22 protein-coding genes, 1 tRNA gene and 1 pseudogene are annotated in these 24,534 nt (G+C 63.9%); 8 read left to right on the top strand and 16 right to left on the bottom strand.

Annotation, left to right across the window (positions count from 1 at the left end; all coding sequences use genetic code 11):
• Positions 1-25 precede the first annotated feature (25 nt).
• The 3 genes and pseudogenes from ABE438_RS16165 (at position 26) to ABE438_RS16155 (ending at position 3,592) form a co-directional block, all read left to right on the top strand.
• Positions 26-1,215 (top strand): IS3 family transposase gene (locus ABE438_RS16165; protein WP_346503677.1). Its coding sequence is split into 2 segments (ribosomal slippage): positions 26-290 and positions 290-1,215, totalling 1,191 coding nucleotides; the frame shifts between segments, so codons are not numbered across the junction.
• Positions 1,216-1,285: 70 nt separating this feature from the next.
• Positions 1,286-2,635 (top strand): ATP-binding protein, encoded by a 1,350-nt coding sequence (locus ABE438_RS16160; RefSeq protein WP_346503676.1) that lies wholly within the window; start codon positions 1,286-1,288, stop codon positions 2,633-2,635.
• 1 nt (position 2,636) lies between these two features.
• Positions 2,637-3,592 (top strand): annotated as a pseudogene (locus tag ABE438_RS16155) (O-methyltransferase).
• A 75-nt stretch (positions 3,593-3,667) separates the two neighbouring features.
• Here ABE438_RS16155 and ABE438_RS16150 read toward each other — a convergent pair.
• From ABE438_RS16150 to ABE438_RS16115, 8 genes are all read right to left on the bottom strand, one after another.
• Entirely contained in the window at positions 3,668-4,414 is a 747-nt protein-coding gene (locus ABE438_RS16150) for an HNH endonuclease (protein WP_346503674.1), read from the bottom strand.
• A 4-nt stretch (positions 4,415-4,418) separates the two neighbouring features.
• Positions 4,419-4,973, bottom strand: a complete 555-nt coding sequence (locus tag ABE438_RS16145) for a hypothetical protein (protein WP_346503673.1) — start codon at positions 4,971-4,973, stop codon at positions 4,419-4,421.
• 434 nt (positions 4,974-5,407) lie between these two features.
• On the bottom strand, positions 5,408-5,671 hold the full coding sequence (locus tag ABE438_RS16140) for a hypothetical protein (protein WP_346503672.1): 264 nt from the start codon (positions 5,669-5,671) through the stop codon (positions 5,408-5,410).
• Positions 5,672-5,679: 8 nt separating this feature from the next.
• Positions 5,680-6,090, bottom strand: a complete 411-nt coding sequence (locus ABE438_RS16135) for a hypothetical protein (protein WP_346503671.1) — start codon at positions 6,088-6,090, stop codon at positions 5,680-5,682.
• Entirely contained in the window at positions 6,087-6,440 is a 354-nt protein-coding gene (locus ABE438_RS16130) for a DUF2958 domain-containing protein (protein ID WP_346503670.1), read from the bottom strand. The genes ABE438_RS16135 and ABE438_RS16130 overlap by 4 nt, the downstream gene beginning before the upstream one ends.
• Positions 6,437-7,510, bottom strand: a complete 1,074-nt coding sequence (locus ABE438_RS16125; RefSeq protein WP_346503669.1) for a PGN_0703 family putative restriction endonuclease — start codon at positions 7,508-7,510, stop codon at positions 6,437-6,439. The genes ABE438_RS16130 and ABE438_RS16125 overlap by 4 nt, the downstream gene beginning before the upstream one ends.
• A 261-nt stretch (positions 7,511-7,771) precedes the next feature.
• Complete coding sequence (locus ABE438_RS16120) at positions 7,772-9,064, bottom strand: hypothetical protein (RefSeq protein WP_346503668.1); 1,293 nt, start codon at positions 9,062-9,064, stop codon at positions 7,772-7,774.
• 38 nt (positions 9,065-9,102) lie between these two features.
• Positions 9,103-9,537 carry a hypothetical protein gene (locus ABE438_RS16115; protein ID WP_346503667.1) on the bottom strand — a complete coding sequence of 145 codons (435 nt, stop codon included), beginning with the start codon at positions 9,535-9,537 and terminating at the stop codon, positions 9,103-9,105.
• A 67-nt stretch (positions 9,538-9,604) separates the two neighbouring features.
• On the opposite strand from ABE438_RS16115, the gene ABE438_RS16110 reads away from it, so the two are divergent.
• Both ABE438_RS16110 and ABE438_RS16105 read left to right on the top strand, forming a co-directional pair.
• Positions 9,605-10,483 (top strand): AAA family ATPase, encoded by an 879-nt coding sequence (locus ABE438_RS16110; protein ID WP_346503666.1) that lies wholly within the window; start codon positions 9,605-9,607, stop codon positions 10,481-10,483.
• Positions 10,480-11,655, top strand: a complete 1,176-nt coding sequence (locus ABE438_RS16105) for a hypothetical protein (protein ID WP_346503665.1) — start codon at positions 10,480-10,482, stop codon at positions 11,653-11,655. Before ABE438_RS16110 ends, ABE438_RS16105 begins: the two co-directional genes overlap by 4 nt.
• Positions 11,656-12,464: 809 nt before the next feature.
• On the opposite strand, the gene ABE438_RS16100 is transcribed toward ABE438_RS16105, so the two are convergent.
• The 4 genes from ABE438_RS16100 to glpK form a co-directional block, all read right to left on the bottom strand.
• Positions 12,465-13,187, bottom strand: a complete 723-nt coding sequence (locus tag ABE438_RS16100) for a hypothetical protein (RefSeq protein ID WP_346503664.1) — start codon at positions 13,185-13,187, stop codon at positions 12,465-12,467.
• 132 nt (positions 13,188-13,319) lie between these two features.
• The gene (locus ABE438_RS16095; RefSeq protein ID WP_346503663.1) at positions 13,320-15,077 is read right to left on the bottom strand and encodes a DUF6538 domain-containing protein; all 1,758 of its coding nucleotides are present in this window, start codon (positions 15,075-15,077) and stop codon (positions 13,320-13,322) included.
• Between the two features lie 94 nt (positions 15,078-15,171).
• Positions 15,172-15,245 (bottom strand) — tRNA-Gln (locus tag ABE438_RS16090).
• A gap of 539 nt (positions 15,246-15,784) precedes the next feature.
• Entirely contained in the window at positions 15,785-17,287 is a 1,503-nt protein-coding gene (glpK, locus tag ABE438_RS16085) for a glycerol kinase GlpK (RefSeq protein ID WP_346503662.1), read from the bottom strand.
• Between the two features lie 335 nt (positions 17,288-17,622).
• Here glpK and ABE438_RS16080 point away from each other — a divergent pair, with 335 nt between their 5' ends.
• From ABE438_RS16080 to ABE438_RS16070, 3 genes are read left to right on the top strand one after another with little or no spacing between them, the layout of a single operon-like run.
• Positions 17,623-18,648, top strand: coding sequence for a Ppx/GppA phosphatase family protein (locus ABE438_RS16080; RefSeq protein ID WP_346503730.1), 1,026 nt, complete (start codon positions 17,623-17,625; stop codon positions 18,646-18,648).
• Entirely contained in the window at positions 18,645-19,370 is a 726-nt protein-coding gene (locus ABE438_RS16075; protein WP_346503661.1) for an RlmE family RNA methyltransferase, read from the top strand. The genes ABE438_RS16080 and ABE438_RS16075 overlap by 4 nt, the downstream gene beginning before the upstream one ends.
• Before the next feature lie 46 nt (positions 19,371-19,416).
• Positions 19,417-20,013, top strand: a complete 597-nt coding sequence (locus ABE438_RS16070) for a type 2 periplasmic-binding domain-containing protein (RefSeq protein WP_346503660.1) — start codon at positions 19,417-19,419, stop codon at positions 20,011-20,013.
• Between the two features lie 86 nt (positions 20,014-20,099).
• On the opposite strand, the gene glpX is transcribed toward ABE438_RS16070, so the two are convergent.
• From glpX to ABE438_RS16050, 4 genes are all read right to left on the bottom strand, one after another.
• The gene (gene glpX, locus ABE438_RS16065) at positions 20,100-21,098 is read right to left on the bottom strand and encodes a class II fructose-bisphosphatase (RefSeq protein WP_346503659.1); all 999 of its coding nucleotides are present in this window, start codon (positions 21,096-21,098) and stop codon (positions 20,100-20,102) included.
• A 110-nt stretch (positions 21,099-21,208) separates the two neighbouring features.
• Positions 21,209-22,549: a homoserine dehydrogenase gene (locus tag ABE438_RS16060; protein ID WP_346503729.1), complete on the bottom strand. Its 1,341-nt coding sequence runs from the start codon at positions 22,547-22,549 to the stop codon at positions 21,209-21,211.
• A gap of 100 nt (positions 22,550-22,649) precedes the next feature.
• Positions 22,650-23,081 carry a hypothetical protein gene (locus ABE438_RS16055; RefSeq protein WP_346503658.1) on the bottom strand — a complete coding sequence of 144 codons (432 nt, stop codon included), beginning with the start codon at positions 23,079-23,081 and terminating at the stop codon, positions 22,650-22,652.
• Between the two features lie 156 nt (positions 23,082-23,237).
• The gene (locus ABE438_RS16050) at positions 23,238-24,461 is read right to left on the bottom strand and encodes an LL-diaminopimelate aminotransferase (RefSeq protein WP_346503657.1); all 1,224 of its coding nucleotides are present in this window, start codon (positions 24,459-24,461) and stop codon (positions 23,238-23,240) included.
• Positions 24,462-24,534 lie beyond the last annotated feature (73 nt).

Here is a 24,534-nt window from a genome sequence, read left to right as displayed (position 1 = left end):
TCTTTTGGCAGACAGGAGGACTGAGATGCCGAAGAAGCGCCACAAGCCGGAAGAGATCGTCGCGAAGCTGCGCCAGGTCGATGTGCTGGTCTCGCAGGGCCAATCCGTTGCCGATGCGATCCGCTCGATCGGCGTGACGGAGGTCAGTTACTACCGCTGGCGTCGTGAGTTCGGCGGCCTGAAGTCAGATCAGGTGAAGCGGATGAAGGAGCTTGAGGCCGAGAACGCCCGGCTCCGTCGCGCCGTCGCGGACCTGACGCTCGACAAGCTGATCCTGAAGGAGGCCGCTTCGGGAAACTGGTAAGCCCCGCGCGTCGCCGTGCCTGCATCGAGCATGTCCGGCTCGCTCTGAAGGTTTCGGAGCGACGGATCTGCCGTGTACTCGGGCAGCACCGCTCGACCCAGCGTCGGATTCCGCGCGGACGCGACGATGAGGAGCAACTCATCGCCGACATCGTCGAACTGGTCCGCCGATACGGACGCTACGGCTATCGCAAGATCGCCGCGCTGCTGCGCTCGACGGCAGGCTGGGTCGTCAACGACAAGCGGGTCGAGCGGATCTGGCGACGCGAGGGGCTGAAGGTTCCAGCCCGACAACCCAAACGAGGTCGGCTCTGGCTCGCGGGCGGATCCTGCATCCGCCTTCGCGCCGAGCGGCCCAACCATGGCTGGTCCTACGACTTTGTCGAGGACCGCACCCATGACGGGAGAAAGTATCGCATGCTCAACATCATCGACGAGTTCACGCATGAATGCCTGGCGATCCGCATCGACCGAAGGCTGAAGGCGATCGATGTCATCGACGTGCTCTCGGACCTGTTCATCCTGCGCGGCGTTCCGGAGCATATTCGCTCGGATAACGGGCCGGAGTTCGTCGCCAAGGCCGTGCAGGCCTGGATCGGCGCGGTTGGCGCCAAGACCGCCTACATCGCGCCCGGGAGTCCCTGGGAGAACGGCTTCATCGAGTCGTTCAATGCTAGGCTCCGCGACGAGCTTCTCGACGGCGAAATCTTCTACACCCTCGCGGAGGCGAAGATCATCGTCGAAAGCTGGCGGCGGCACTTCAACACCGTGCGCCCGCATGGCTCGCTCGGATACAAGCCTCCAACCCCGGAGGTCTTCATCCCAGCCATGACCGCACGGGCGGCTGCGCAACCCGGACCCGCTACGCCGCCCGCGCTGGCCGCGCTGGCCGCGAGGCCAACTCTCCACTAACAATCGCTTTGGACCAGTCGGCGGGGGCGGATCATGTGGATATACGCAACCAAGAACTGCAGGGGGGGATATGGCACAACTCGTTCCGACCGATGAAGGCGATCTCACAAAGGTCGATGCGTCGCCCACGAAAGCATTCTTCGTTGAAATCATTACAAAAGACATACAGTTAGACGAGGCGATTCAGGACCTCGTCGACAATTGTATCGACGGCGCTAAACGCCTTCGTCCAGGCTCCGACGCAAACTATAATGGGCTGCGGGTTTCTATTGAGCTCAACGCGCAGGGCTTTGTGATCGAAGACAATTGCGGCGGAATCCCCCTCGATATCGCTAGGAAGTACGCATTCAAATTTGGCCGCGCCAAAGGGTTCAAGCGAACTTCGCACTCCGTTGGCCAATTCGGCGTCGGCATGAAGCGGGCGCTATTCAAAATGGGCGATCTCTTCAGCGTAAGCTCGACGGAGCCTGAGCACAGCTTTCGTATCGAGGTCGACGTTCCGACCTGGGCCAACGACGACACAAACTGGGATTTTGATATCACAGAGTTGGTCGACCGCCCTTATGCCGTTGAGCAGACGGGTACCCGGATCCAGGTGAGCAACCTTGACCCAGCAGTTGCGACAACCTTTTCCCAAGCAGGTTTCGTAACCAAACTGCGTCACGACATTCGTGTCGTACAACAGCACCCAATGCGACTGGGGCTGCAGATCTCGCTCAACGGCCAGGCGATCATACCTACTGAATGGCAGCTCAAGGAGGGGGCTGGAATAGCTCCAGCATTCCGTCAGTTCGAGGATGATCTCGGTGGCGACTCTCCCCTTAGTACACGCCTATACGCTGGCGTTGGCGAATCCAGCCGCGCACACGCCGGTTGGTACGTGTTCTGCAACGGGAGATGCATTCTCGAAGCGGATCAGGAGGCGACAACGGGCTGGAGTGAGCTCTCGGACGACGGCGTTGGTGTTCCAAAGTATCACGGCCAATTCGCGCGCTTCCGAGGATACGCTTTTCTGGATTCCGATGACTCCAGAATATTACCCTGGAACACAACGAAAACGGGGCTTGACCTTGAGTCTGATGCCTATCGAAGGCTACGAGGCAGGCTAATTGAAATAACACGGCCCGTTATTGATTTCTTGAATAACCTAGATGCCGAAAAGGACCTTGAGGAGACAGATAAAATACTTACTCATGCGCTTGCAAAGGCGGCGCCTGTGGCGCTCGAGAGGCTCGTCGCCCGTCCGGTTTTCGTTTACACGCCGCAACCGCGTCGTGGGCCGCCCCTCGCACGTATCAGCTTCCAAAAACCCAAAGCGGAAGCCGATCGGCTGAAAGAGGCACTATCGGCTCAAAGCAATCCTGACCTCGGTGCGAAAGCCTTCGAATATGCTTACGCTAATCTCATAGAGGAAGATTGAGATGGCGGGGACGTTTAAGAAGATAGATTATCGCCTGCGCCCCGCCAAGCATGCGGAGCGCATTATGCTGATTGATCTGTTTAAACGGATGCGGTTTGCGCCGATAGAAACTTACCAATATGTGGGATTTGGCTCGGTTGCTTTCATTGATTTTCGAATGGTCCACAAGTCGCTGGGCATCAAAGATCTCATTAGCATCGAGGCCACGGATGACCCTGAGGAGCGGACTCGCTTTGAGCGCAACAATCCTTATGCCGGGCTGACGCTGCATTTCGGGCATTCAAGTGCGGTTCTTCCGACACTTAATTTTCGGAAGCGTTCGTTAGTTTGGCTTGATTATGATGGGACACTATCGCGCTCTGTGGCCAATGACCTGGCGACGGTTGGCCGTCACGCGCATAGCGGATCTTTCGTGGGCGTTACGTTCACCGCAGCTTTTCCGACCTCGGCAAAGGAACGTGACAAGGAGCTAGGGAGGCTGAAAGATGAGTTTCCTGATTTCCTCGCCGAGGACACAAAAGCAAGCTCGTTCGATGGGCCGAAATGCGCCGAGTTCGGGCGATCAACGCTCGGCGCGATACTTGAGAAAGCCGTACTCGATGCCGATGCAGGGGAACCAAATTTAGCGCTGAAGAGGAATGTTCGCCAAGTCTGCTTCTTTAGATATAAAGACGGCACGCTGCCTATGGTTACGGTCGGCTGGATTATTATTAATAACGCGGATATGGATGCATTCGAGGCATCTCACTTCCCTGCCTTGCCATTTTTCGAGACGAAAGCACGGCATTTCGTATTACAATTCCACTGGTTACACCTTTCGAGATTCGAGAAATGGAGCTTAGGATCCCGAATTTAGCCACGACATCAGATTTGGATTGGATTCCTAAAGAAGATCGTAGAAATTTCTGGAACGTGTACCGCTATTTACCTCAATTTTCTGCCGTCGAGCAGATTTAGGTTAAGTTATTATTCAATGAATCTGAAGCGTGTCGACTCAAAGAAATACTTGATTTGGCATGGTCTTGAATTCGATTATTCACTCTCAAAGTCTAAAGTATACGCTCGCGACCCGTCGCCTGATATAATCAGCGCCCCCCCTCGAAGGGGCGGCCGCAATGACAGGTTGGGGAAACCGTTCGCGGCTAAAATGGCATCGGTTATACCTTTAGGAGATTGTCTCCAGATTAGGTACGCTTGCTCAATCCGACTACCTGGAAACGGCGTTGACCAGTCAAAGCCCTGGAACATCTTAAATTTGGCTAGAACGCTATCGCTAAGGTAATAATAATTGCTATCAAGCAAGTTTCGCCGTTCGCCATCTACGAACAAGCGGCCATATAGGTCCTCCATGATATCGATTTTTTCGCCACCCTGACCGTCCATCGGCATGTTCAGGTCGGGTCGACCATTATAGCCGCGATGAACTATTCGATGGCAGCCGTAGCAAAGAGTTATCCCATTTCCTACTTGAAATGCTGCCTCTGGCATGAAGCTTTTGCGGCATATATGGTGTGCCGAGACGCGATGTTCGCTGCCGCAACGCACGCATGAAAATCCATCTCGCAGTCGAACAAAATGGCTCCAAAGTTGTAAGCAGCTTTTTCCGGGGCGCCTTCTCTCAATGGAGACGTCCAGTTTTAAGAGCGCTCTGTCTAGCACGCCCCTGTCGGCAGCTCCATTGAAATCTCGATAGGAAACTTCTCCGTCAATAGATCGATATTTCTCGTATGTCTCACTCAGCAGATTATCAACGTTCTCAAAACCGTTGCCTGAAATCATATAGCTATCCTTTCCAAATAGGAATCTGGTCGACTTGGGTGTCGTGCCGAACACTACTTGTCCTAAGAGAATCGGACCAGCGGCGGTTCTGAAGCAGGCCTGAGTGCCGCACCGGCAGTTTGCCGCAGTCTCGAAGAGTTCTGACCAGATTCTTGAATGTTTCGAAATGAGCCTTCGGAACTTCGCCACTCACATAGACGCTCGTGATGCAGGAGAGAGGAATTGGTAGTTCGTAGGTAGCGGCGGCATGTTCCAAGGGTGGCGCAGCGATCAACCTATATTCTCGTTCGGCCCGATAGACCTGACGCTTGATAAATGGCAGAGACGTTTGGACTGAAATAACATCGGGAAGTTTGCGCCAGTTTACATACGCGACCTCTCGATGTCGGATGTGCGGATCGGCTGAAACGGCCTCGACCAGTCTCCTTTTATCAAAGACTAGGCATGCGCCCATACCGCGGTCGGCAAAAACTTGCCAATGATGTGCGGTTTCACCGCCCTCCGCCAAGCAATAGGCAAACACCCGACCGCCTGGAGTGCCCCCAGCGAAATGCGCCATCACCTCACGATCGTTCCGATCAGCCCACGTCGCTGGATTGAGTAGCGTGATGCGCCGATGCATGAGCGTATCAAGCGCTGCTAGCGTGCTGGTGTATCGCCGCAATGCCCCGAATAGGACCAAGCTATCTCTCCTCTGAAGATCTGTATCACCTCAACGTGGCATTTCGCTGGTGAAAGATCACTAGGAGCTGGGGCATCTTCGCTTATGCAGAATTGGATAGGTTAGCGTGAGGTTGTCCTATTTGGTCCGCTAGTGTTTATCCCGTACTCGTGCGCTTGCCTAGGCAGAGAAAACGTGGGCGTCTTCGAGACGCCGATCACCCGGCCGGAAGGGTGCGAAGCTGGAAGACACGCTGGAAAAGCGCAATTTGATCGATCATTAAAGGGGACCATTGTGCACTGGTTATTCGGTCGCCCCTTCCAAGGCAGCTTTCACCCGGCCGGCGCCGAGCCTTGGTCGTAGAGATAGGCCGTACCCGGGAACGGCCATTCCCGTTCCGCCCGCAGGACAGCCTCACGAACGGTGGTGCCGTACTGCCAGGCCACGGCGAAGTAGGCCCCGCTGTTGGCCGTCTCGTCCCAATCGAAGAAGGGCTCGCCGCGGCGGCGCTGGTCATCATGAACGGAGGGCTCGAACACCGCATCGACATGCGGATTGAGGCGGTCCGTGCGGTGGTCGACGATGTTGCCGAGCATGATGGTCCCTATCGCATCTTGGTAGCGCTGGCGGCGATCTGCGCGAGGATGGTGGTGCGCTCGTCGTCGCCGATGGTCTGGAGTTGGCTGCGGAGTTGCTGCCAAAGGTGAGCGATCAGCTCATGGTCGGCACCGGCCGGCTCGAAGCCGAAGTGCCGATAGCGGCGATGCTCGTAAAACGTGCACAGCCAGAGCTCGATGGCGGTGGCCCGCCACGAGCCCGTCATGGCAGCTTCGTCGGCGCGCTCGTTCGCCCATAAGGCGAGTTCGCCGAGACCAAGCGCCACCGACACATCGTAGTGCAGGAGATGGGCAAAGGCGGCGGAATCTTCCCAGGTGAAAGCTTCCGGCATGGCCGAGAAATCCCCGTGACGAACCCGGTCAAGCCAAGGGGGCTCGTTGCCTGCGTTATCGCTCACGCAATGATCCTTCCCTGGGCGCGGGCTTCCGCGGCATAGGCGGAGAGCGGTTTGTCCGGGCGGAAGTGCTCGTCCCGTTCGATCGGCAGGCCGAGACTTCCGCGAACGCTCGCGAGCTCGGCCAGCGCGACGAAGCCCAATTCCGGCGAGCCAAGGCCGAGATCGCAAAGCCCGAAGGCAATGCCCGGATCGTCGGCATCGAGCTCGGAGATCAGCCAGACCGCGTTGGCGTCCGGCGTGAACAGTTTCACGACCGGGAGCGGATCAAGGTCTTCGCCTGCGGCGCTAAGCCGGCCGTTGGCGAGCAGGCGCTCACGCTCGGCCTGGGGGATGATGAAGGTCGCGCTCATGCGCGTCCTCCCGGCAGGAGCTTCAGCGGGCCGGCCGCCGTGACGGCGGCGGGGTCGCTGGCCGTCCCGATCGGGCCATCGCCGGCCCAGAACAGGTTGAGTTCGCCGTCGACGAGCTGGAAGTCGCAATACCGGCGATACAGCCTGGCCGCGTACTGCTCCTCGCCGGCCATGGCAAGGGCGACGATGGTGTCTTCCAGGGTGATGCCGGCGAAGCCGACCTGATCCTCGCCGGCCGGCTTGAGCTCGGCCTGGTAGCCGGCGATGGCAGCCGCGACCAGGGTGTTGAGCTGCGGCGAGATGACGACGAACCGGGCTTCGTCGGCGTCACCACGCATCAGCATCGTCTGCGCGAGCAAATGCTCGCGGAAGAGCTGCTGGTACGGGTTCGTCCGCAGCGCCTGCTTCCGGGGCTCGACGAACAGGCCGGAGACCTCGGCCAGGTCGTCATAGCGCGGCCGGATCACCGGGACAGGCTCCTGGCAGGACTCGCTGTACTTCACCTCGATCGCAACGAAGCCCCTGCGTCCGGTTGGCGTCTCGTAGCGGAGGAGCACGTCGAAGGCGGAATGATCGCCGGTCAGGACCGGATTTCCGCGGCCGGGCGAATGCTCGAACAGCACGGCTCGGACCTGTGCCCCGGCCAGGTCCTGGAAAAGTTCGCCGAGGACGCGGGAGGCAAAGGCGAGGTCGAGCTTGAGCAGGCCGAAGACATTGAAGGCCAGAGGCATCGAGCTCAGCAGGTTGGCGTAGAGCCGGCCCTCGTCGATCATCGCGGCGGGCTCGCGATAGGCCAACTCGCGACGCACCAGCGCGGCGATGGCGGGGGCCATGAAGTTCCCGCCGGACTTGGCGGCGGCGGGGCTGATGCGCGAGCCGAGCTTCTTGCGCTTGCCGTCGACCATATAGCTGCCGATCGGCAATTCGCGGTCCTGGCGCCACATGCTTTGCATGAGACGCGCGGCGGAGCGGAAGCGGTGGTCCTGCGGTTCGAAAATGTGGTGCTTGCGGAGGAGTTCCTCCGGCAGCAGCGGGACGAACGGGAGCGGTTCGAGAACGTCGGGCGCCATGAGGCCTCCTGCCTGTTGTGGTGTGGCGGAGGTTCAAGGACGCCGTTTGGAAATTGACGCTGACGCCGGAAAGACGTTCCTCTTGGGGTAAAGCGGCTCGCCTGCCGGACGGTCTTCCGGCAGGCGTAGAGAAAGGCTGATTCTTGGAGTCAAGCTCCAACAATTCCGTTTATTTTCAAATAGATAGATGAATTTTTACTGATTCTGGGGTGCGGCATAAGTCTCATATTCAGTTCGAAACAGCTTCCCTATCGGTTCGTCTCACTCATCGTTCGAAACATCGTGGTCATCACGCCCGAGGGTTGAGAGCGCAGCGCGCAACTGCAGCCCCTCATAGGTGACTTCCAGCATCAGCATGTTCCGGGTGGTCTTGAGCTTCACCTTCTCCGGGAACTTCATGGCGGCCAGGACCCTCTCGATGGTCTGATGGTCGACGCGCCCAGCTAGAGGCTGAACGCACTCCTGCCGAGCACCGGCGCGCTCTCCCTCCTGCGCGGTCAACCCGTCGGCCTCGTCTGCCAAGAGGATGGGCGCACCGTGACTGAATCGGCCGCGTGCGTTCTGTGCCTTCCACAGAATGCGCTCGTCTCGGCGCTCGAAATCGAGCTCGACCTTGAACCCCTTGCCTCCGAGAGGCCCGGCGATCCCCAAGCCGAACAGCAACGCATCGTGCTTCAGCTCGATCGCATCGTCGAACGGGGATGTAAGGGAGGCCGGAATCGTAGGCTGGCTAACCTTCGGAATCATTATTGCGAGTTCGAGATTGCTGCTCGTGATGAACCGAAACTCGCCGGCCTCCCAGAGCTGCGTATCGTGCGGATTCATGCGCTTGAGGATCCGGCAGGCATGCGGAATATCATTCGCCGCCATCGAGAGGTCGACCCCGACCAGAGCTTCGCCGGACGCACAAGCGATCGCATTGAGCGAGCAACCCCGCGCCACACCGTCCTTGATCTCAACGCTGGAGAATTGTCCGGCGCCGCCCTTGTCTGCCCCCAAGGCGGCAAAGGTCAATGCTTCGCGAAGGACTTTGGGATCGATCTTGGAGACAAGGCGGCGGTCGGCAATGCGCCACGGCTTGATGTCGCCGGGATCAGGCTCGCTCAACGTAAGATTGATGCTGGCATGGCCGGGAAGCACGCGGACACCCCAGCACCTGGAATGTGTCTCGATGCGCTGTGCGACGGCGATCGTGTTCTCCGCCAAGCGATCGACGAGAGCCAGCGGATACTCAAAAGCGATCTCGCTCGTGGGAATGATAGCTGCTGCGTCGACCAATGGCACGCGGGCACGCGCGAACACCGAGCGCCGACGCATCGAGACCGAGAAGCTATCCTGGGAGATGGCGAAGATCGCGCGCTGATCCGACTCCAGGTCGACGTCTCCGCAGAGCCGAGCCTCGCTCAGCACGTTACGAAGCAGGCTGCCAGGCATCTTGAAGACGGCCAAATCGCCGCTGCCGGTCATCTCGGTGGAAGGCTCGCCATTGGCGAGCCAGAACTCCGGCTTCACATGCTCCTGCGCGTCGAACTCGCTTCTGTATTTAAGTCTCAAGATTGACCTCCTATATGCGGTGGGGGACTTGCCAGCATTCACTGGAACGTTTGGAGACGAGCGCGGATCAGCGCTTCGGCCTCGCGAAGCTCGACTTCGCTCAGCGTGTCGATGATCCGAGTGATGAGGGAGGACGTCTCGGTCGCCGTTGCTGAACGACTACGATAGGTCGCCCCGAACGAGAACAGCGGGTCCTTCGCGACACGGACGCCGGTCTGATCGACCTCGAAGCCCTCTTCGGAGAGGATCGCTGCGCAAGCGAGCCCGCAGAATTGGCGCATCATCGGCGCGGTCATGACCGACTTGCCGAACATATCGACCAAAGCGCTGCTGACGGAGGAAGCCGGGACACGGCCTTCCTCAGCCGCCGCGATCAGCTGCGACCGGCCACGCTCGCGCAGAAATTCATAAACCTCAGCCCGATTGGCATCGGAGCGCGCCATGCGCTCGGCCCGCTGCTGCAATTTCTGCATCGAACTTGCCCTCATTGATTGTAGCCATACATATCAATCAATGCCCCTCTTGCAAGGGAAGTCGAGAATGACACTGTCCGAGAAATTCAGGCCGACGACATTCGAAGCCGTTATCGGCCAGGCCAAGACCGTGAATTGGTGCCTCGCTCAGCTCAGCAAGTCGGTCGCCGGCAGCATCGTGATGCATGGGCCGAAGGGAACCGGGAAGACGACGCTCGCCCGGCTCTACGCGGCCGCGCTGCTCTGCGAGAATCGGCCGGCATCGGGCTCACCGTGTTGGCGGTGCAGCTCCTGCAAGGATTTCGCCGCCGGCAATCCGCTGAACTGCGTTACGCTGAACTCCCCGACATTAGACGTCGCAGCGGTTGTCGGCCTTGTCGATTTGTCGCGATCAAACCCAATGGGAGCGGATCACCGTGTTTTCCTGTTTGACGAAGCGCACGGATTGCCCAGAAAAGGTTTTGAGAGCCTTCTGACAGTTCTGGAACGGCCGCGCCGGAACGTCTTTATCTTCCTGACGACTGAGATCGCCAAGATTCCGCTGACAATCCGAGATCGCTGCTCAGACCACCATCTCGACCTGATCAATCGGGCGACGGCAGTCAGACATCTCGCCGACATCTCTACCAAAGAGCGGATGCAGGCCGAACCCGAAGCGCTCGATCTGATTGCCGAGCTTGCCGGCGGCCATGTGAGAGAGCTTGTGAAGCTCCTTGAAGACGCCACCGAGAACGGTGCGGTGACGGCCGATGGCGTTCGCCGTCGCTTCGGTCTGGACTTCTGCGATCGGCTCACGGCTTTCCTGCAGGCCGAGCTCGACAACGGGGCCGGCGAAGCGATAGCCGTGCTGGAAGCCTGGCAGGACACACCCACCCAGAAGCGAGAGCTCATCCACGCCGGGATCGTCGACCTCTATCGTCGCGATGTGCTCAAGCTTCGCTCATGAGCGCGATCTTCCGCGGAATGAAGGCGGAGGAGCGGGCCGCCATCGTCAAGGGCATGAGGGCGCGCGCATTTGCTGCTGGGCTGTCCGAAAACCAGCTCTGGCAGGCCGCCATCGATTTCTGGGCTCCAGCCGCGATCGTGACGCCGGCCTCGCTCGTCGCCGACGCGATCAAGTTTGCGGGCCTCCTGAACAATGCGCCGAACGTCTCTCCTCCGGCGTCGGCACACCGACCTCAGAAACGTCGGGCGCGTCTTCGCAAGCCAAGGGCGATGAAGGGGAATGAGAATGGCCTGGACTATTGGTCACGGGCCACGGCGGCGGCAGTGTTCGACGCCGCTAGCGCCCTTCCGCAGCTCTTTGGCGTCCACTTCAACGTGCTGATCGTCCTGCGCCACGATTTGCTGGATTGCGACGAAGCGCATGGGGCCATTGAGGCGTCCGATCTCATCCATGAAGCGGCTCAACAGTTTCGGCGTCTTGCCGGTGTCCAAGCGCGACTGCATTCCATCTATCGGCACCGCAAGACCGACCGCGACGGTTTCACGACGGCCATCATCTGCCACATTCCGCCCCTGTGGGCGGATGCCATGCGAGACTGGGTCGACGGGTTCATCGAACGGCGTTTTGGCACGCGGCGCGACCGCCGTGCCGTTCATATCCGCATGACGGAACACCCCGATATGAAGGGCCAGGTTCGTCGGCATTGGCGCCTCGTCCGCGGTCTTGCCGGCGCCCTCGATCCGACTCTCGAGATCGTACATGAAGGCAGGAGGCGGTGGCTTGTCGATCTGCTTGGTGTTCCGCGCGCTCTGCGTCGTCCGGGCCAGGCGCTGTCGCTCGCGCAGCGCTACCGGATCTCCGAGACGATTGGCGCCAGCGCCCAGGCTCGTGCGCGCCGCGAGCGCCTGGCGTGCCTCTCGGCCTTTCGCGATCAGGCCTGGGGGGCGCTGACGACGGGATGGGAACTCGCAGGACATAATGAACGCCTCCGGGAGCTCGATGAACGTGACCAGAAGCGCGCTGTGATCATGGCGCATTGGCCGAAAGGTCGCGACCCGCTTCATGACGAAGTCCGGGCGTCTGAACTCGAACGGCTTCGGTCGTCATGGCCGGAGGACCCGCGCCAGCGGCCAAGGGCATGGCGGGGGTGGTGGCTGCCTCGGGAGCTTTGACCGATCTGATCCGTTCCGTTGATGAACCGCGGCAGGGGTGACGTGGTGCGGGACGGACTGTTGGGAGTCGCCGCTTCCATCAGCTTGCATATCATATTGGCCTGCCTGCTGCGGTGAGAGGATTGGATATTCCTCTTGCCCCCCAACCTTGGTGATTGCTCGAGGTGGGCTGCCCTTGCCGAAGGCAAGGCTTCGCCTGGCGGCGGCGAAGCCTCGACTGACCGATCCCGGTTCCGAACCTCGGAGCCATGCCGTCGGCAAGCCGCTGGATGGTCGCGTAACCCTGCTACGGGTAGGCCGGGGTCAGGCGGTCGGCCTTTACACGCGTCTTCTGATCTGGCGCGGACGGATCGGGCCGCACCATCCGTAGACAGCCCAATCGTCTGGGAGTCGGGGCGACCCGGAGCTCCCTCCTGCGACTTGGTCGCCCATGTCGCTTTTTTACCGATGCCCTTCGGCGAATATCCGGTGGTTCCCTGATCTCGCCTGGCTAGCGTCACGGACCGGAGCCCATAGGGGGCTGGCGATGCACCAAAGCGTGAGAACGATGTCGTTCACAGGTTAAGGGGATCGCCCAGAGCATTTTGCCGGGCTTCTCTCGAAAAGAAGTGGCGGCGTCTGTGCGGCTGTCTTGTCGGAGAGTGCGGTCGGGCAGTGCGGTGCACTGCCCGAGGCAGACAGAGGGAGTGCTGATAGAGGTATGGGGGCTGTAAAGGTAGATAGCGTGGCGCCCAAGGCGCTGCACAGAATCCAACGCGGTGACCGCGCGTCAGCCCCAGAGCGTTTGATTTGACCAATCGCAACCCGCATCAAGGGACGGGGCGAGCAGCCCGTATACGATAGCTACGCCCCTCCCAGATACCATCGAACAGATAGGCCCGATCATCTTCCACTGATACGTTCGGATCGCAATGGAGCGGGTTGAGTACTCCTCCCTCTCCCTCCAAGCGAACATACCAATTCCTTTTGACGGAGATGGCTGTTCCAAATTTTCCATCAAGGCTAAGTAGCTTAGGGGCCTTAATGTTGTTGGAAATAGTTCGAACCATCGAATCCGTTTCGTATGCAATAGATGCGGCCTCAGCGTGAACAGCTTCCTTTGCTTCTCGAACGAGTTTTACAGACTCCTTATCGAAGGTAACTACGTTGCCGTTCCCCACGACAAATATGTTTAGTTGCTGAGATTCGCCTTGAGCGATCGGCTTCTGTAGCGTCTCGATCATCCGATCATCGGCTGCCTTGTTTCTTCCTGAAGCGAGCCCTTGCGCAATGGAAAGAGCGTTACTTACAAAACCGATAAACCCGTAGAGCGCCTCGCGATGCTGCATCGCTGCCATTGTCGTGCTGGTGCCAAGCGCAATGAGGTCGGCGATAAGGCTGCCCAACTCGACACGCTGGACGGCCAAGTGCAGGCCTCTTTGACGCAAGTTCATCCGCGAATAGCGCTCGAACCCCTTGCTCACCTCCATTAGAATGGCGCCCACGTCGGCGGCAGGAAGCGGAGCCTGGCTATCATAGTGCAGTCTGAGCACAGGCTCGTTGTCGCTAACTTGAACCGGCAAAGCTCCCCCCATTTCTAGCTGTGCTCTTCCCGGCGCTTTAGCTCGCGCGGCCAAAAGCACTTCGAAAACCTAATCGTAACAGAGGCAATCCCTGCGGCCCCACTAATGCTGCCTCAGCGCAGAAAGGTCCACGCCCGCATCAATAGATTCAATCGCGGCCTTGAGCTGGGCGATGTCCGTGCTCTTCGTATAGCGCGCCGTTTCGCCGGGCGTGGTGTGGCCGGTGAGGCGATCGACGATGGAATCGGAAACACCGCCCTGGTGCAGGAACGTCGTGGCGCTGTGCCGGAAGGAATGGAAGTCTTTCCCCACCTCGTAGAGTTCGACGTCGCGTCGGTACCGCGTGAACCATTTAGTGAAGCCGTGACCGAGACGATCGTCCGCCCCGCCAGGATGCAAATTGGGGAAGATCCGGGCGTTTCCCGCTTTGCGCTGCTCGTCGACATATCCCAGGAAGCCAATGCGGATCAGTTCCTCATGGATGGGCACCTGGCGAACTGCCGAGCGGTTCTTCAGCTTGCGCGGTGGTCGGGCGTTGATGTCGAAGAGCCAGATGCCTTCCTCCTGTCGGATGTCCTCGACGTGGAGCTGGCAGATTTCCTCCTGGCGCGCGCCGGAGAACACGGCGATCAGCGGCAGCCAGAACTTCTCATCGCGGATGACAAGGCTGCCAGGCGTGCTGCGCCGGCCTTCCGACTTGCAGCCTGCCCAAACCGGCGTCTTGAACAGCCGCGCGAGATCGGCGCGCGTCCACATCGGCCGCTGGTCCTGCGCGCGCTGCTGCAGCGGGAACTTGAAGCCGGAGAAAATCTTGTCGGCGGCATTGCCGAGCGGAATCGACTCGTCCCAAAGCGCCGACAATGCAGACAGGTGGCGCTTGACGGTCTTGATCGAGAGACGCTCGCCCTTGCTGCCGCTCTCGGTGTCCAAGGCCAGGATCTCGTCAGGCGTCTTGCCCGCGTACCGCGAGGCCTTGCCGTAGTCAGCCGGTAGCCGCTCGAGCACGTCCTTGAAGGTCGCGGCGTCTCTGCGGGTGTAGGAGCGCAATGGCTTATTGCCGCAGATGGCCTCGAAGAGCTCGTAGCTCTTCTCGTTCTGCGCGGCCGTCTGCTTTTCCCAGCGCCGCAGTTGCTTCTGCTTGGCGACGAAGCGCTCCGCTGTCTCGGCGAACAGCGCCCCGCCTTTCACCTGCGCCGCATCTTTCGGCGGCTCGGGAGGCGCGGTTGGGGACTGTTGCGGAGGTGCTTGAGGCTGGGCGGCGGCAGGCTGCGAGAACAAGGTCTCGACTTTGCGGGCCAGGAGCTTGTCGCGCGGCTCGAAGGTGAAGTCGCCTTCGTAGCGGGCGCGGACGGCCTCGGCGAGCTCGATGCCGCCACGCATCAACATCTGCGATAGTTGGTTCCGCCCCGTCTCATCGAGCTGGCCGGCGAGCTTGTGCTTGCGCACCATGGCCTCGGTGATGAAGGCGACCGTCCCGAACTCGTTGGCGCCGAGATCGGTCCGCGCTCGCTGGGCAACGTCGCGGAAATGCTCTGCACGCCGGGCTCGAACCTCCTCCGGAATACGCCCAAGCTTGAGTCGAAGCTTGTTCTCCTGATCGAGGACGTAGCCGTAGAAGTCCTGCACGATGGCCGCGAGTTGGTCGTCCGAGAGCATGGGATCGCGGCGGCTTTCCTCGAAGAGCGATTCTGCTGCCAGATATAGCTCTCGCGCCCTGATCCCGGCGAGGTGCAAATCGGAAGTTCGCAGCGAGCAGGTGATCTCGCGGCGCCCGAAGCGAGGGCGCAGGTCGAGCGGAATGCCGCGGCGGAAATGGAAGATGCGGTTGCGCTGGACGACGTTGCGGAGGAGACGCGCCAAAACGGTGCCCTTTGTAGCAACCGGACGGGCAAATCGCTTTGCCGGCCCAGAGAGGGCAGAAGAACCGCTTTGAAATCAGCTACTTCGGGAAAAGTGGCTGGGGGACTAGGATTCGAACCTAGACAACCAGAGTCAGAGTCTGGGGTCCTACCGTTAGACGATCCCCCAACGAGGGCGCCGGGCGCCGCGTCGGATGGGTGCGATCTAGACAACCTCGCGGCCGGTTGCAAGCCTTCTGTGACGATTTCTTTGCGCGGGCGGTTTCGCGCTTGTGGACAGAGCCCGCCGGCATCGCCGGATCGGCGTGGGCTTTCGTGTCTGGCAGTCGCGCCCGGGCGGCCTTGGGCGCAGTTGTTTTCAGCTCGTCATCGGCTGGCGGCCGCTGGGCCGTCTCGCGCGAAAGCGTGGATAGGCTGCAGAAGCCCCCCGCGAGCGCAGGTGGTGGCAGGGCGGCGTCGAGCCCTGTGCGGTCGACTTCCCCTGCCCTTGCCCTCTGTCCCTCGCGGCGCGCGTCGGTCAGCGTGCGGCGGACGGCGTCGCGCCAGCCGTCGACCAGCGTCCTGCGCAGCTCGGGGCCCATGCCGGGTGTGAAGCGGCGCTCCACGCGCCAGCGGTCGGCGAAACGCTCAGGACCCGGCAGCAGGGCGCCGTGGAGCGCGGCGCGGTGTTGGCTGCGCCCCGCCCCGGTCCCTCCCGGCGCGCGGCGTTCAGGCGCCGGTCAGCGTGCGGCGGACGGCGTCGCGCCAGCCCTCGACCAGTGTCCTGCGCAGCTCGGGGCCCAGGCCGGGCGTGAAGCGGCGCTCCAGGCGCCAGCGGTCGGCGAAACGCTCCGGGTCCGGGAGCAGGCCGGCGTCGTGCCCGGCGAGATAGGCCGCGCCAAGCGCGGTGGTCTCGAGCACCTCCGGGCGATCGACCGGCGCGGCGAGGATGTCGGCGAGGCGCTGCATGGTCCAGTCGGAGGCGACCATGCCCCCGTCGACGCGCAGCACGGTGCTCGCGCCCTCCGCGTCGGGCCAGTCGGCGCGCATCGCCTCCAGCAGGTCGAGCGTCTGGAAGCAGACCGAATCGAGCGCGGCGCGGGCGAATTCGCGCGGGCCGCTATTGCGGGTCAGTCCGAACATCGCCCCCCTCGCCTCCGCGTCCCAATGCGGCGCGCCGAGGCCAGTGAAGGCCGGCACGAGATAGACCGCCTGCGCGGGATCCGCCTGCGCCGCCAGCGGGCCGCTGTCGGAGGCCTTCTCGATGATGCCGAGCCCGTCGCGCAGCCATTGCACCGCGGCGCCGGCGATGAAGATCGAGCCTTCCAGCGCGTAATGGCGTACGCCGCCGAGCTGGTAGGCGATGGTGGTCAGCAGCCGGTTGCGCGAGGTCACGGCCTGCGTGCCCGTGTTCAGCAGGGCGAAGCAGCCGGTGCCGTAGGTCGATTTCAGCATGCCGGGGGTAAAGCAGGCCTGGCCGACCGTCGCCGCCTGCTGGTCTCCGGCGATGCCGCGGATCGCGATCGCGCCGCCGAACAGCGCCGGCTCGGTGTCGCCGTAATGCGCCGCGCAGTCGCGCACCTCCGGCAAGAGGCTCGCGGGGATGTCGAAGAGCGCGAGCAGTTCCTCGTCCCAGCAGCCGCGATGGATGTCGTAGAGCATGGTGCGCGAGGCGTTGGTCGCGTCGGTGGCGTGGACCGCGCCGCCGGTGAGACGCCAGAGCAGGAAGCTGTCGACCGTGCCGAAGGCGAGCTCGCCGCGCCGCGCCCGCTCGCGCGCGCCGGGCACGCTGTCCAGGATCCAGGCGATCTTGGTGGCGGAGAAATAGGGGTCGATGCGCAGGCCGGTACGCTGGGCCACCAGGGCGCCGTGCCCTTGCGCCTCCAGCGCGGCGCAGCGGGCGGCGGTGCGCCGGTCCTGCCAGACGATGGCGCGATGGATCGCCTCCCCCGTCGCCCGGTCCCAGACCAGCGTAGTCTCGCGCTGATTGGTGATTCCGATGGCCGCGACCTCGCCGGGCAGGATGCCGGCCCGCGCCAGCGCCTGCCGGCAGACCGCCAGCGTGCTCGTCCACAGCTCCTCCGGCTCGTGCTCGACCCAGCCCGAGGCCGGATAGAACTGCGCGAATTCCTGCTGGGCGCTGGCGACGGGGGCGAGCACGTCGTCGAACAGGATCGCCCGCGAGGAGGTGGTTCCCTGGTCGATCGCCAGGATCATCCGCCGTTTTGCCATGGTGCTCTCCTCCCGGGCCGTCCAGCGGCGCCTGCGCGGCCGCAGGGCCGAGCTTTGCCGGCTCGCGCCCCCGCAGGCAACAGCGCAGGCCGCGACGCGGCATCCGGGCATCTTACGCCCTGCCCGCGGGGCAGGTTCCGCTTGGCAGTCGCGGCAAGCTGTTGCTACGCTGCCTTTGAATTGAAACGTTCCGGCCTTCGTGCCGGACTCCGGCAGCCCGCGATGGCGAGGCCGGTCGAGGACATGGCGCCGTGACGGTCGAGGACCGCCAGGAATCCGGTCGCCCGCTGCTTGCGGGGGCCGCCCCGTCGGAGGAGCGCAGCGCTCCGCCGTCCGTGCCCGTGCGATCCTCCCCCTCTCCCGCCGTGCGCAGCCCGCTGCGCCAGCAGCCGACCTATGCGGCGCTCGATCTCGGCACCAACAACTGCCGCCTGCTGATCGCGCGGCCGGCGCAGCACGGCTTCCGCGTGGTCGACGCCTTCTCGCGCATCGTGCGCCTCGGCGAGGGGTTGAGCGCCAGCGGCCGGCTCTGCGAGACGGCGATGGAGCGGGCGGTCGAAGCCCTGAAGATCTGCCGCAACAAGATGGAGCATCGCGGCGTCACGCGGGCGCGGCTGATCACCACCGAGGCCTGCCGCGCCGCCGCCAACGGCGTCGACTTCGTCCGCCGCGTCGGCCGCGAGGCCGATCTCGATCTCGAGATCGTCGACCAGCGTACCGAGGCCTCGCTGGCGGTGACCGGCTGCGCCTCGCTCGCCGCGCCGGACGCCAATGCGGTGATCGTCTTCGACATCGGCGGCGGCTCGACCGAGATCGTCTGGCTCGGCGGGCGCGAGCGCGGCCGCGACCCGGCCTCGCGCATCCGCGAATGGGCCTCGCTGCCGATCGGCGTCGTCTCGGTCGCCGAGCGCTATGGCGGCATCGATGTCGGCCGCGAGACCTTCGAGCGCATGGTCGCGGACTGCTCCGAGATCCTGCGACCCTTCGCCCAGAAGGCGGCGGCGGCGCATCGCGCCCGCGGCTTCCACCTGCTCGGCACCTCCGGCACGGTCACCACCGTCGCCGGCGTGCATCTCAAGCTGCCGCGCTACGACCGGCGGCAGGTCGACGGCTTGTGGATGCGCGAGGCCGACATCATGCGGGTCATCGACGAACTGGTGGCGATGGACTATGCGCAACGGCAGGCGAACACCTGCATCGGCCGCGACAGGGCCGATCTGGTGCTGGCGGGCTGCGCGATCTTCGAGGCGATCCGCCGTGCCTTCCCGAGCCCGATGGTGCGCATCGCCGATCGCGGCCTGCGCGAGGGGATCCTGTTACGCATGATGCACGAGGACCGCGCCTGGCGGCGCCGGCAATGAAACCGTCCAAGCCCAGCGGCGGCGCCCGCGATCTGCGCGTCAAGGTCAAGAAGCCGGCCAAGCGCAGCCATTCCTCGCAGCTCTGGCTCGAGCGGCAGCTGAACGACCCTTATGTGAAGCGGGCCCGCGAGATGGGCTATCGCTCGCGCGCGGCGTTCAAGCTCGTCGAGATGGACGACCGCTATCACTTCCTGAAACCGGGCCAGAAGCTGGTCGACCTCGGCTGCGCGCCGGGCGGCTGGTGCCAGGTGGCGGCGCAGCGCATCGGCCTCGACAAGGGCAAGGGCCGGATCGTCGGCATCGACCTGCTGCCGGTGGACCCGATCCCGGACGTCGAGCTTATCCAGCTCGACTTCATGGCCGACGAGGCCCCTGCCCTGCTGACCGAGGCGCTCGGCGGCAAGGCCGACGGCGTGATGTCCGACATGGCGGCCAACACCACCGGCCACAAGAAGACCGACCATCTCAAGATCATCGGCCTCGCCGAGGCCGCGGTGGAATTCGCCAACGAGATCCTGGCGCCGGGCGGCTTCTTCCTCGCCAAGCTGTTTCAGGGCGGCGAGACGGTGACGCTGCTCAACCAGCTCAAGCGCGACTTCGCGACGGTCCGCAACGTCAAGCCGGCGGCCAGCCGCGCCGATTCCTCCGAGCTCTACGTGCTGGCGACGGGCTTCCGCCGTAAGCCGCAGGCGGAGGCCGAGGCAGCGGCGGACGAGGCCTGAGCCCCGGCCTGCACATCCCCTTCCCGCGCCGCGTCACGGGGGCTTCATGACGGTGTTCGCGACGCTCGGCCCGGCCGGGACCAATCACGAGCTGGTCACGCGGCGCTATCTCGCCCATCACGTGCTGGACGCGGCGCGGATCGTGCTGGTGGGGGATTTCGCCGAGGCGGTGGCGGCGCTGCGGGCCGGCACGGTCGACCATATCGTCCAGTGCGCCGTGCATCCCGAGACGCCGCGGACGCTGGGCGAGAACTTCCGCGACGTCTTCGCAATCGACAGCTTCGTCGCGCCGGGCAAGCCGCTCGCGATCCTGACCCGCAGCGAGGTCGAGGCGCCGCGCTCGATCGCGCTGGTCTCGCCCGCCACCGATTCCTATGCCGATCTCGGCCGCTGGGAGCGCCGCTGCCCCGAGGCCTCGATCCCGGTCATCGTCGAGAAGCTACTTTCCGGCGCCTATGATTCCGGGCTGGTGTATCTCGATGCCGCGACGCGTCATCCCGGGCGCTTCCGCGTCGAGGAGGTGATCGGCGCTCCGGACGACGTCTGGATCGTCTATGGCCGCGAGCGGCTTTGCGCGGACGGCATCCTGGCGCGGACGGACGGCCCCGCCGCGGCGCTCTACCGGCGACCTGCCAGGCCCTGACACGGCGATGGCCGGGGCAGCCCTCGCCGCCCCGGCCATCATGATCCCTGGATCGTGCGCGCGCCCGCTGGACGCGCCTGCGACGCTCAGTCGAGCTTGAACTTCCCGAGTTCGCGATGCTCGCCATAGATGCGGCGCACGGTGCCGGTGATCGAACGATAGACGATCGTCTCGGTCTCGATCACGTCGGGGCCGAAGCGCACGCCCGACAGCATGCCGCCATCGGTGACGCCGGTGGCGCAGACGATGACGTCGCCCGAGGCCATTTCCGACATGTCGTACTTCTTGTTGGGGTCCGAGACGCCCATGGTGGCGGCGCGCTTGCGCTTCTCCTCGGTGTCGAGGATCAGGCGGCCCTGCATCTGCCCGCCGACGCAGCGCAGCGCGGCCGCGGCCAGGACGCCCTCGGGCGCGCCGCCGATGCCGAGATAGAGGTCGATGCCGGTCTTCTCCGGCTCGGTGCAGAAGATCACGCCGGCGACGTCGCCATCGGTGATCAGGCGGATCGAGCAGCCGGTCTTGCGCACGGCGGCGATCAGGTCGGCATGGCGCGGCCGGTCCATGATCAGCACACTGATCTCGTGCGGCTTCACGCCCTTGGCGCGCGCCAGCGACTGGATGTTGTCGACCGGCGAGGCGTCGAGGTCGATCACGCCCTCGGGATAGCCCGGGCCGATCGCGATCTTGTCCATGTAGACGTCGGGTGCGTAGAGCAGCTGGCCGGCGCCGGCCATCGCCATCACGGCGATCGAGCCCGGCATGTCCTTGGCGCAGAGCGTGGTGCCCTCGAGCGGGTCGACCGCGATATGGACCTTCGGGCCCTGCCTGTTGCCGACCTTCTCGCCGATATAGAGCATCGGCGCCTCGTCGCGCTCGCCCTCGCCGATGACGATCTCGCCGTCGATGGGCAGGCGGTTCAGCTCGCGGCGCATGGCGTCGACGGCGGCCTGGTCGGCGGCCTTCTCGTTGCCGTGCCCGCGCAGGCGGGCGGCCGCCACGGCGGCGCGCTCGGTGACGCGCACCAGCTCCATCGAAAGATAGCGCTCGATGATCTGATCGGGCGAGATACGGAGATCGACGGACATGGGGCCTCCCTAGGAACGTATGACGGCGGATGACAGGCGTAAGGCTAAGAGCATGGCGTCAGCGTGACGAGGGGTCGCGGACAGCGTCTGCGCCGTGCCCGCCACGCGCATCACTCCCGCTCGATCCGGATGACCTGCGGGTTTTCCGAAATGTGGCCGTCGGCGCTGACCTTGGCCAGCGCGTCGCGCAGCGCGCGCTCGGTGGTGGCGTAGGTGATCAGCACGACCGGCACCGGCGCGCCCGAGCGGCCTTCCGGATCGCGCGCCGCGGCGGCTTCCGAACGACGCTGCACGATGCTCTCCAGCGAGATGCCGGCTTCCGCCATGCGGGTGACGATCGCGGCCGCGGCGCCGGGACGATCGGCGACGGCGAGGCGGATGTAGTAGCCGCCCTCGTGGCGCTGCATGGCGCTGCGCACCGGCTGCTCCAGCCGCGAGACCGGCAGGCCGAAGGGCAGGCCAACCGTGCCGCGCGCCACGTCGGCAATGTCGGCGATCACCGCCGAGGCGGTCGGCCCGCCGCCGGCGCCGGGGCCGACCAAGGTCAGCTCGCCCACCGCATCGGCGTCGATCGTCACCGCGTTGGTGACGCCCATCACCTGGGCGATCGCCGAGGTCTTGGCGACCATGGTCGGGTGCACGCGCTGCTCGATGCCGGTCTTGGTGCGCTCGGCCACGCCGAGCAGCTTGATGCGGAAGCCGAGATCGTCGGCCATGCGCAGGTCGAAGGGCGTGATCGAGGAAATGCCTTCGACGTGAATCGCTTCGGCGTCGATCTTCGTGCCGAAGGCGAGGCTGGTCAGGATCGCCAGCTTGTGGGCGGTGTCGAAGCCTTCGACGTCGAAGGTCGGGTCGGCCTCGGCATAGCCGAGTCGCTGCGCGTCCTTCAGGCAGTCGTCGAAGGTCAGGCCCTCGGTCTCCATCCGCGAGAGGATGTAATTGCAGGTGCCGTTGAGGATGCCGTAGAGCTTGCTGACATTGTTGCCGGCCAGCGCCTCGCGCAGCGTCTTCACCACGGGGATGCCGCCCGCCGAGGACGCCTCGAAGGCGAGCGCCGCGCCGGTCCGTTCGGCCAGCTCAGAGAGCGCGAGGCCATGGGCGGCGAGCAGCGCCTTGTTGGCGGTGACGACGTGCTTGCCGGCGGCCAGCGCCGTCTCGACCGCGCGGCGCGCCGGGCCGTCGGAACCGCCGACCAGCTCGACGAAGCAGTCGATCTCGGGGTCGCTCGCCAGCGCCACCGGATCGTCGAACCAGCGATAGCCGGCAAGGTCGATGCCGCGATCGCGGTTGCGGTCGCGCGCCGAGACGGCGGTGACGCGGATCGGCCGGCCGCAGCGGGCGGCGAGCTGGTTGGCCTGGCGGTTGAGGATGCCGGCGACGGCGGCGCCGACGGTCCCGAGCCCGGCGATTCCGACGCGGAGCGGCATGATCTCGGGAAGCGGAGCGTGCATGGTCATGGCGCGCGGGGTCGCATGGGGCGCAGCCGGAGTCAACGGGACCAAAGCGGGAGACGAGCCGGGGCAGGGCCGGCCAGCGCGCCCTCCCCGGCAGTCAGTCGAAGCGGCAGATCACCTCGGAGGCCTGCTTGCGCAGCTTGCCGTCGGAGAAGCTCAGATAGATGCGCAGGAGCTGGTTGCCGAAGGCGGTGGTTTTGATGGTGCGCAGCACTTCGAGGCTCTCGCCGCTCCAGACCGCGGTGTTCTGGTCGACCGGCTTCCAGAACCAAGGCTGCGGCGGACGGATCAGCGTCTGGGCGAGAAGCGCCTCGACATCGCCCTGGGCCATGCCCTCGGGCAGGTATTTGGCGACGACCTCGGTGGCGTCGCGGCCGCATTCGCGCGCGGTGGTCGCGGTCAGCACGTCGCCGATCAGGGCGGAATCGGTGTCGACCGTGCGGCCGCGCGAGAAGTCATAGGTCGCGAACAGGCAGGCCAGCGCGAACAGCCCGAAGAAAACGCCGATGATCCGGCCCTTTGAGACCATGCCAGCCCGAACTCCGTTGGCTGCTGCGGAGCGCGACCAAGGCAGCCGACTCCCGTCCGGACGCTGGGGCATCCGGACGCCTTCGGTTCCCACGTTTCGGCGGCGCGGTCCAGCCCCGGCGCGGTCGCAGGCGCCGGGGCTGGAGGTCGCGGTCGATCAGCCGGTGGCGCGCGGCATCTGGATGACGTTGTGCAGCGTCTGGTCGGCCGTCTTGAGGAAGCGCCCGACATTGCGCGCCGCCTGGCGGATGCGCTGCTCGTTCTCGACGATGGCGATGCGGACAAAGTCGTCGCCGTGCTCGCCGAAGCCGATGCCCGGCGCCACCGCGACCTCAGCCTTCTCGATCAGCAGCTTGGAGAACTCCAGCGAGCCGAGATGGCGGAACTTCTCGGGGATCGGCACCCAGGCGAACATCGAGGCCTGCGGCGCCGGGAAGTCCCAGCCGGCCTTGCCGAAGCTCTCGACCAGCGCATCGCGGCGCTTGCGATAGACGTCGCGCATCTCGCGGATGCAGTCGTCCGGGCCATTGAGCGCGGCCGCCGCCGCGACCTGGATCGGCGTATAGGCGCCGTAGTCGAGATAGGACTTCACCCGCGCCAGCGCCGCCAGCAGGCGCTCGTTGCCGACGGCGAAGCCCATGCGCCAGCCGGCCATGGAGAAGGTCTTCGACATCGAGGTGAACTCGACGGTGACGTCCATCGCGCCCGGCACCTGCAGCATCGAGGGCGGCGGGTTGGCCTCGTCGAAATAGACCTCGGCATAGGCCAGGTCGGAGAGCAGGATCAGCTCGTGCTTCTTCGCGAAGGCGACGAGGTCGCGATAGAAGTCGAGCGAGGCGGTGAAGGCGGTCGGGTTGGCCGGGTAGCAGGTCACCAGCGCGATCGGCTTCGGCACCGAATGCATCACCGCGCGCTCCAGCGCCGGGAAGAAGGCCGGCGTCGGCTCGGCCGGGACCGAGCGGATGACGCCGCCGGCCATCAGGAAACCGAAGGCGTGGATCGGGTAGCTCGGATTCGGCACCAGCACGACGTCGCCCGGCCCGGTAATGGCCTGCGCCATATTGGCGAAGCCCTCCTTCGAGCCCAGGGTCGCGACGACCTGGGTGTCTGGGTTTAGCTTCACGCCGAAGCGGCGCTCGTAATAATTGGCCTGGGCGCGGCGCAGGCCGGCGATGCCCTTGGAGGCGGAATAGCGGTCGGTGCGCGGCTTGCCGGCGGTCTCGACCAGCTTCTCGATGACGTGACGCGGGGCCGGCAGATCCGGATTGCCCATGCCCAGGTCCACGATGTCGACGCCACGAGCTCGCTCGGCTGCCTTGATCTTGTTGACCTGCTCGAAGACGTAGGGCGGCAAACGCTTGATGCGGTGGAAATCGGTCATCTTGACATCGGGTCCATAGGGTTCACACGCGACGGAAGGCGAACGCTCACATTCCTTGCGTGGACCGGGTTTA

This window comes from Allobosea sp. TWI1241 (assembly GCF_039673065.1).
In the GTDB taxonomy this organism is placed as follows: domain Bacteria; phylum Pseudomonadota; class Alphaproteobacteria; order Rhizobiales; family Beijerinckiaceae; genus Allobosea.
This window is presented reverse-complemented; position numbering and strand designations above follow the sequence as displayed.